General features: G+C 56.2%; 8 protein-coding genes. 4 read left to right on the forward strand and 4 right to left on the reverse strand.

Features of this window, described 5'->3' with window-relative positions; all coding sequences use genetic code 11:
• Positions 1 to 116: 116 nt before the first annotated feature.
• Together HWY45_RS19385 and HWY45_RS19390 are read left to right on the forward strand one after the other, a co-directional pair.
• Entirely contained in the window at positions 117 to 974 is an 858-nt protein-coding gene (locus HWY45_RS19385; protein ID WP_059881650.1) for a DUF5131 family protein, read from the forward strand.
• Between the two features lie 30 nt (positions 975 to 1,004).
• Complete coding sequence (locus HWY45_RS19390; protein ID WP_059881648.1) at positions 1,005 to 2,276, forward strand: three-Cys-motif partner protein TcmP; 1,272 nt, start codon at positions 1,005 to 1,007, stop codon at positions 2,274 to 2,276.
• A 144-nt stretch (positions 2,277 to 2,420) separates the two neighbouring features.
• Here the strand turns inward: HWY45_RS19390 and HWY45_RS19395 are convergent, their stop codons facing one another.
• Positions 2,421 to 3,479: a hypothetical protein gene (locus HWY45_RS19395; RefSeq protein ID WP_081069765.1), complete on the reverse strand. Its 1,059-nt coding sequence runs from the start codon at positions 3,477 to 3,479 to the stop codon at positions 2,421 to 2,423.
• 243 nt (positions 3,480 to 3,722) lie between these two features.
• Here HWY45_RS19395 and HWY45_RS19400 point away from each other — a divergent pair, with 243 nt between their 5' ends.
• Complete coding sequence (locus HWY45_RS19400) at positions 3,723 to 4,022, forward strand: H-NS histone family protein (protein WP_081069755.1); 300 nt, start codon at positions 3,723 to 3,725, stop codon at positions 4,020 to 4,022.
• Between the two features lie 512 nt (positions 4,023 to 4,534).
• Positions 4,535 to 5,719, forward strand: coding sequence for a DUF4236 domain-containing protein (locus HWY45_RS19405; RefSeq protein ID WP_081069754.1), 1,185 nt, complete (start codon positions 4,535 to 4,537; stop codon positions 5,717 to 5,719).
• Here HWY45_RS19405 and HWY45_RS36890 read toward each other — a convergent pair.
• The 3 genes from HWY45_RS36890 to HWY45_RS19420 all read right to left on the reverse strand — a co-directional run bounded on the left by HWY45_RS36890 (position 5,684) and on the right by HWY45_RS19420 (position 7,394).
• Positions 5,684 to 6,184, reverse strand: a complete 501-nt coding sequence (locus HWY45_RS36890; protein ID WP_230946894.1) for a hypothetical protein — start codon at positions 6,182 to 6,184, stop codon at positions 5,684 to 5,686. The two genes, HWY45_RS19405 and HWY45_RS36890, sit on opposite strands and share 36 nt — an antisense overlap.
• A gap of 487 nt (positions 6,185 to 6,671) precedes the next feature.
• Entirely contained in the window at positions 6,672 to 7,010 is a 339-nt protein-coding gene (locus tag HWY45_RS19415; RefSeq protein ID WP_059881642.1) for a hypothetical protein, read from the reverse strand.
• Positions 7,011 to 7,103: 93 nt separating this feature from the next.
• On the reverse strand, positions 7,104 to 7,394 hold the full coding sequence (locus HWY45_RS19420) for a BPSL0761 family protein (protein ID WP_150998184.1): 291 nt from the start codon (positions 7,392 to 7,394) through the stop codon (positions 7,104 to 7,106).
• Positions 7,395 to 7,776: the final 382 nt, after the last annotated feature.

The raw sequence follows: 7,776 nt of genomic DNA on the forward strand, positions 1-7,776 counted from the left end.
TATGCGTCGCTGATCGAGCGCCTTTCCTGACTCTCGCATGGCACTGCCCATCCCGCTCCTTTTTCGGCACATCGGAGAAGGGTACAATAACGCGTTAGCTCATTCACGCGCAGGCAATGGGAAAAGATTCTCGCATCGAGTGGACGCATCATACCTTCAACCCCTGGTGGGGTTGTGTCAAGGTATCGGCGGCCTGCGATCACTGCTACGCGGAGACGTGGGCAAAACGCCTCGGAGAAGGACTATGGGGCCCCCACACCCCGAGACGCTTTTTCAGCGACGCCCACTGGAAAGAACCTCTCAAATGGGATAAGGACGCTGCCAAGGAAAAGGTCCGCAGACGTGTATTCTGCGCGTCGATGGCCGATGTGTTTGAGAACCGCCCCGACTTGGTTGCTGAGCGTCGGCGGTTGCTTAACCTTATCGCCCAGACGCCAAACCTCGACTGGCTGCTCCTCACGAAGCGAATCCACCTGGTCCGCAAGCAATTGCCCAAAGGATACGATTTCCCGAAAAACGTCTGGCTTGGAACGACGGTCGAAGACCAGGCGACGGCACACAAGAGAATCAAGCACCTATTGGAATTCTCATCGCCCGCCGTGAGATTCCTCTCCTGCGAACCGCTTCTGTCGGCCGTCGACCTCTCGCCGTATCTGGTACGGAACGACAAAGGCAACCGTGTAGACTGGGTAATCGCTGGAGGCGAGTCCGGCCCGCAGGCGCGCCCGATGGACCCGGCTTGGCCCGCGGCTTTGCAGCGTCAATGTGCTCGAGCGAAAGTGCCGTTCCACTTCAAGCAATGGGGACATTGGGCGCCTGTCGACCAAGTGACTGACGTCCTGAAAAAAAACACCCCCATCCGGGTTATCCGGCAGGACGGCACCGAAGTCTCCGTCGCGGCTATCGGCAAAGGCAAGGCGGGAAGAGTTCTGGCCGGCAAACACTGGGATCAATTTCCGCGCGTTGTCGTTTAGTTCGCTCAATCTATCCCGAAGGTCCCCACCTTGGCAAAACGTCACTACGATTGGACCAACGGTCCAGCTGAGCTCGAACCGCACAGCCTGACGAAACACCAGGTACTTGTTGACTATCTGATTCGCTATTTCCAGCAACGCCTGCTCAACGCCCGTGGACGCGACCGCTTCCGCATCACCTTGGTTGATGGCTTCTGCGGTGGTGGGCGATATCAGGTGAATGGAACGGGAGAACTTGTACTGGGTTCGCCTTTGCGCCTGCTACAGGCTGTAAAAGAGGCGTCGTTCAATATAAATGAGGACCGCCCGAAAGCTATTCTGTTCGATGTGCGATACGTCTTCATCGACAAGGATAAGAAGGCGCTCGGACATCTGCGTGAAGTCTTGCGTCAGGAGGGCTACGAGCGGGAAATCGGCGACACCATTCACATCATGCATGCGGAGTTCGGTGCGGCAGTCGACGAAGTTCTCGCCCGCGTCGCTCAGCATACGCCTCGCTCTGGCACCGCGCTGTTCTTCCTCGATCAATACGGTTATGCAGAGGTACCAGCAACACTGATTCGCAAGATCTTCGCCAGTGCCCGCGACGCGGAAGTCGTTCTGACCTTTCATGTGTCGTCGTTCGCGACGTACACGAATGACGAGCTTGCCAAAAAAATTTCGTCAACCTTGCAAGTCGACATCTTCAAACGTTTGGGCGGCAGGTCAATCGACGAAATCAAACAGAACGAAGCGGACTGGCGAAGGTTCATTCAGGCCGCCCTCTACGAAGCTCTGGTCGACGGCTGTGGGGCAGGCTTTTTTACCCCCTTCTTCATTCGCGGTACGGGCGCGGGCCACGGTGAATATTGGCTTGTACATCTGTCCCAGCATCACCGGGCTCAGGACGTTATGAAGCAGGTTCACTGGCAGCACAGCAATCACTTCGTCCACTACGGTGGCGCCGGCCTCGACATGCTTGCCCCTCAGACTATGGGTTTCCTGCAAGATTTCGATGGAGGCTTCAGGTTCGATGACGTTGCGCGTGCGAAGTCGGACAAGGAACTCGTCGTTCAACTCGCAAGACGGATCTTCGACCAAACCAATCCCAAACCATTCTCCTTAGTCTTCTCGGAAACGTGTAATGGCTCCCCTGCGACGGCATCAATGTATAAGGATGCACTGGCCATTCTGATATCGGAAGGAGAAGCAACGGTACGTTCGGCGGATGGAAAACCTCGATATCGCGCGCGATATATGCGCGACACCGATGTAGTCGACAAGCCGAAACAGTTCAAACTGTTCCTCGGGAACAACCTGTAGAAATTCGCGCCGTCATTTCGCTTACTGGCTACGCGCATCTGGCTGGCCGATGTGTTTCGCAGGCACATCCTCTGGCAGCCCGCGCGGCAAGAACCAAGGCGTTCGATTTCGATCGAGGACGCCTAATGGTCCGTGAGCAACACGTCATTCGTAGGGCAACTCACCGAGTAGACCAATCATCAGGTCACCTTGCAACTTTTTGAATGGAATATTGACGTATTGACTTGGATGACGCGGTTTCGCCAGACCGTCATTCGGAGCGTTGCGAGTGTGGCCTTGCACCCGCTCGCCATCCTCCTTGATATAAGGAAGAATCACCAGGCGACCATGATTCTTTGACAAGATAGTACCGGTCTCCCACAAGGTGGCCCCCTCGGAATCGGTTGTGTCCGCCGTTTGCTTCACTTGCCACCCGACTGTGCCATCGTCCTCGTACCAGAAAACAATGCCATTACACACGAGGACTCGCTCACCTCTAGCAAGAGCATCGGCCAACATGCGCTGAACGCTCGCCAATTGCAGTAACTGGTTTGCACGCGGCAACAAGATCTGGCGAATATTTGCCTTTGCTTTTCCCCAATGCATACGGTAGTTCAGCCCAAATCCGCAGGCAATGCGAGCGCGTAACGCTTCGGTAGCCGATCGCTTTGAAACGTAATAGGGCTTCGTCCAGTTTCCATCCGGAGTTCGATACACAATTACGCGCCGACCGTGTTCACCCAGTAGAACCACTGGCAAATACGGCATTTCGTTAAGCTGAGCAGCCAATTCGGCACGGTAAATCTCGGACGCCTCGTCAAGAACGAGCTCCGACGCCGCCGGTCGAGGAGAGCTTTGGTGGCGCCTCTTGGCTTCGGAAAGCATCAACGACTCCTCGTCGGCGAGACGCTCCTTCGCTTGAAGGCTCTTGGATACCTTCAATTGGAGGGATTGCCGGACCATCTCGTTTCCGCAACGATTCTGGAGCTCTGCGGCGAACTGCGCATTTAGGACTGCAGCCGAACCATGTGCGGCCTCTTTCACTAGGTACACGTCTAATCGAACGTGCCCAGCTTCCGTAGGCACACGCCGGTCGCGCCATTTCGGAGGTAGTTCCCCGTTGTCGACCAACTCCTCCATCACCCACGCATCGAACACTGGGTTATATGTCGGCCAGACCGCAAGGATTGTGTCAAAGTCGCGCTTACTGTCGCCCCATTTCATTGAGTTCTTCCCATAGAACATTGTTATCGTCCAACATCATTCGGAAAAGCACCTCACGGCCGACGTAGCCATGCTGCTATCGCTACAGCAACGCATGGCAACTCTTAGAGCCGTCAGACCTGTCAACTGAAATACTGATCCCCGACTGCGGTCCAGTCGTGTGCAATTTAGTACTACAATCGTACTACTTCTTCCGACTAAAGCCGTTATCATGCACGCTCACCACAACCAGAGGAGGGTCTCGTGGCAACTTACAAAGAGTTGAAAGCCCAAATGGACGCGTTGGCAGAAAAAGCGGAAGCCGCCCGTTTGGCGGAGTACCAAGCCGTCGTCGACGACATTCGCGCTAAGGTAGCCGAGTATGGGATTTCCGAAAAAGACATCTTTGGCACACGTCGCACTCGATCGGCTAAGCAAGCGCAAGCAGCGGTAGAAGCAAAGTATCGCGACCCGAAGACCGGCGCTACCTGGTCCGGCCGCGGTCGTGCCCCCGCCTGGATCAAGGATGCGAAGAACCGCAATCGCTTCCTCATTCAAGAGTGATCTCGCTGGTAGCAAGTTGGGACACGAAGCGCTGACGCCACGGGGCGGCAGCGCACCCTGAATTGCCCCGCCAGCCCATGGACGTAAAAATTTGCTCCCGAGTGTCGTTTCCCTTTCCCATTCAGCCAACTCGCCCTATTCATCAAGGGACGCCAACACCCAACCGACCGGATGCTCAAACCGCAAGGTCAACCCTTCCCATTCGAGTTCGGTCACAAGCCAACTCGGTACCGTGTCGCTCAGTATCGAGTGCATAAGATCGAAACCCTCCGGCATCAGCTGGTGAAGTTCAACGATAACCGGTTCGGTCCTGGCCCGCCGTAGCAGCTCTGGATTCCGCATCGTAGCCGCCTCCTATTCCCGCTGTCCATCAGATGGCTCCGTTCAGATTGGGGACGTTTTCCATATCCAGGAAGTCTGACCGTTGGCGCACCGCGTCACCTCTCGGCAGTCTTCTCAAGCGCATCATGTTGTGTAATATGATCAAAAACACGTTGATGCGGGGATAGACCATGGAGTGGCATTTTAGAAAGAGTTTTAGCCCGATTCCAGGTGTCCGATTGACCTTGTCGCCAAGCGGCATAACAACCTCGGTCGAAGTCGGCCCGATTCGAATCATAGGTAGTCGAAATGGAAATGCGTTTTCGGCGAGCATTCCCGGCACCGGCCTATCGTTTCGTCAACCACTTGGCTCCGGCCATGCACCGGCTCCCCAACATACCCCCTCCTTTACGGCACCAGTTGCAGAGAACCAAGTTCCTGTACCGATGCCGCCCCCGGCGTCTTCGTCAATCGGCTCCTTGTTGCCGCCCATGCAGCATATCCGGAGTGCAGGTTCGTCGGCTCTGACGAGCACGGGCCTCGCTGCCTTCAAGGAAACGCTCGAAACCGCACAGCAGCAGTTTGCTGCTGTCGAGCACGATTTGAACGATGCTCGGAAGATTTCGACGCAGAACACAAGCACGTATCGAAGGTGGGCAGACGGTTGGCTGCTACGTCGAATCCTAAAGCGCCGCTTCGCTCAAATTCAGGCAAAGGCCGAGGAAAGTCAGGCTGCTCAGCGGGAACTAGAGACTCAGCTCGAGTTGTCTCGACTGCGCACCCAAATCGAGATGCCCGATGGCGTCGCAAAGGCCTTTTCTCGCTTCGCAGATGACTTCACCGCCTGTACCCATTCGAAGCGCATATGGGATAACGTCGCATTTCGTGCAACCAACCGGATTGCTGAACGCACGGTTGCGAACCGCGCCGTAGACCTGAAACCAGTAAAGTTCGGTTCACGCCAATGCGGCATCATCCAAACGCCGATGTCATTGCCGTACCTCGAAAACGCTAACGGCGGGGATATCTACGTTTATCCAGGTTTTATCGTGTACCACGCCTCAGCAACTAACTATGCGCTCATCGAATTCGCGGACGTGGAACTCAAGGTTGAACGCATAAATTTCCACGAGGAAAAGAGCGTTCCTGACGACGCAATACAGGTAGGGACCACGTGGGCGAAGACTAACAAGGACGGCTCGCCTGACAGACGTTTCAAGGACAACTATCCCATCCCCGTGATGCAGTACGCACAACTCACGCTAAAATCGGCGGCTGGTCTCAACGAAGAATACATACTTAGCAACGTCGTGGCGGCCGAAGCTGTCGAACAAGCCTGGCTAGCGTTGCGCGATGCGGTCAAGCAAGGCATCTGAGACCTCATTCGTTCGCGTAACAGGCATGACACGGCCATCGAAGATAATTGAGTCTGCGTCGACCAGATCTAGGGTGGATACAGACGGAATCTGCCACTTGCGGAATTCGCCTTCGGTCTGGACTCCACCTGCGAGCGCATCTCCTATCCCCTTCTCGACGTCATGCAACATGATGAGTCGGGTGTGATTGTCGCCCACCATCACACGAACGACGGATGGATTCGCCTGCCCAAGATGTTCGAGGTCCGCGTAATAGTCATACAGTAAGTGAAGCGCCAGGGCGATTGCACAAGACCGCGAATACCCGCCTTCGCAATGGACGACGATCGACGCGATTTCGTCTGGCAGGGCCTCAACGAACGTGCGAATTGTCTGCGCTTGCTCCGCGGTAAACGCATCGACGAGTTTGTCCTGCGCTTTCATCGACAGGCGTGGATTCAGGAAATCGACATCCGCGAAGCTCAAGCGCAGCAAATGATCAAACCCGCCGAGGTTCGCCGGCGACCGGTCCGGTGATGTGACGGAGACGATCGCAATCGACGAAAGACGCGGCAGCCTTTCGGCGTAAACCTCGATAGCGCAAACACTTGGCGAGCGCCGCCCGGCGGCCGGTAGAGCGTGCCCACGATGTCTTGCAGAAGCTGCGTCACACTTCCCTCGCTAACTGAGCCGCGGTATTTGTGAGCCGGGCTGTCCTTTCCACCAACTGCAACAGCCTCAGGCTGCCAGGCAGTCGCTCCACAGTCGCTGTCAGCAGCGTTGTGTGACTGGCGCCCTTGTGATCGAATCCGCGAATTGCTCAGGGATAGAAGCGCGCTTTGTCTTATCTATTGTCCAATGCCATCATCGGCCGACAAAAATAGGCGTGGGCGGCGGCCGTGACACGACTACCCTGCCTTCGCAGCGGTCGCTGCAGAACCACCAACGCGGCCGCGCCCGATCGGCTTGCCGGCTATGATGCAGGAGAATCTTTGCCGGTTCCAGCGACTAGTTGCAAGGTGACGTCAGAGTACGATTTCACGTCGTTCAGCTCACACCACCGCTTCCACACATACTCCGCATCGAGTGACCAGCCATTCTGGCCGACCAGTTGATACACGCGGCCCGACCGAGTCTGGCCACGCAATGTTGCAAGGTCGAAAGTTGTGATCGCGGAACTGACGCGGCCAGTGAAATCGAACGCGTCGGTACCGACGAAATGCTGGGTCCCAGCATCAATCTCGAAGATACGCCAGCTCGACAGCGTGACGTCAGGTGCCTCGTCCGACGACGGCAAGCTCCAGATTGGCACCGCAGCCTCCTGCGCTGGTTGATCTGCCGGCTTGCAAGGGTACAGTTCAGCAATCCGCGAGTCATACGGGCCCGCGGCGCCCTACCCACCAAATCACCGTCCGGGCTTCGGGCGCATCACCGGCATTTCCCAGCATGTCGGGTACATCGCGCACGTCAACTCGATGTCCGACAACGACGGATAGTGGCGCAACAAACTCTCCGCGGCGCTGGCAATCTCGCGAGGAATGCCACAAGCCGCCGGGTTCCCGAGTTCCATCAGAAACGTGCGCGTTCTGAGAACGGCAGCCGTCCGTTCACTCGGCGTAGTCATCGCTCCACTCCTCGGCGGGCTGCCTTCATCAGGAAAATTGGCTTGAACAGAAGCCAAAACCGTGATCAACATACGGTTTCATTCTAGACCATGGCACGCAATTCGCAATCAAACGTCGACGCGAAAGCGTCAGCAAATCGGGCTCGCGAAACCTTGCATCGCTGCTGCGATATGTGCTTTGAACTCGAGATAGATGTCCAGGCTCGCGCTTCTAAGCACCGTCATGCACTGAGGAAAAGGAGAGAGAACGACTCTGCGTGCGGTGTATTGTGAATACCTTCTCAGAAATCACAACACCGATCATCACAAGGCGGCACACAAGTCCCCATGGAGAATTGAAATGAACGCGTCCCACCCGTGAATGTGAGTGCGGAGGAAGAGGTGGATCCTCACGGGCCAACGGCATCGATGTGCCCAGGTGGAAAATGCACGCATTTCCCGGCAACCGGAGGAT

Origin of the sequence: Burkholderia stagnalis (assembly GCF_902830275.1) — a bacterium.
GTDB classification, from domain to species: domain Bacteria; phylum Pseudomonadota; class Gammaproteobacteria; order Burkholderiales; family Burkholderiaceae; genus Burkholderia; species Burkholderia stagnalis.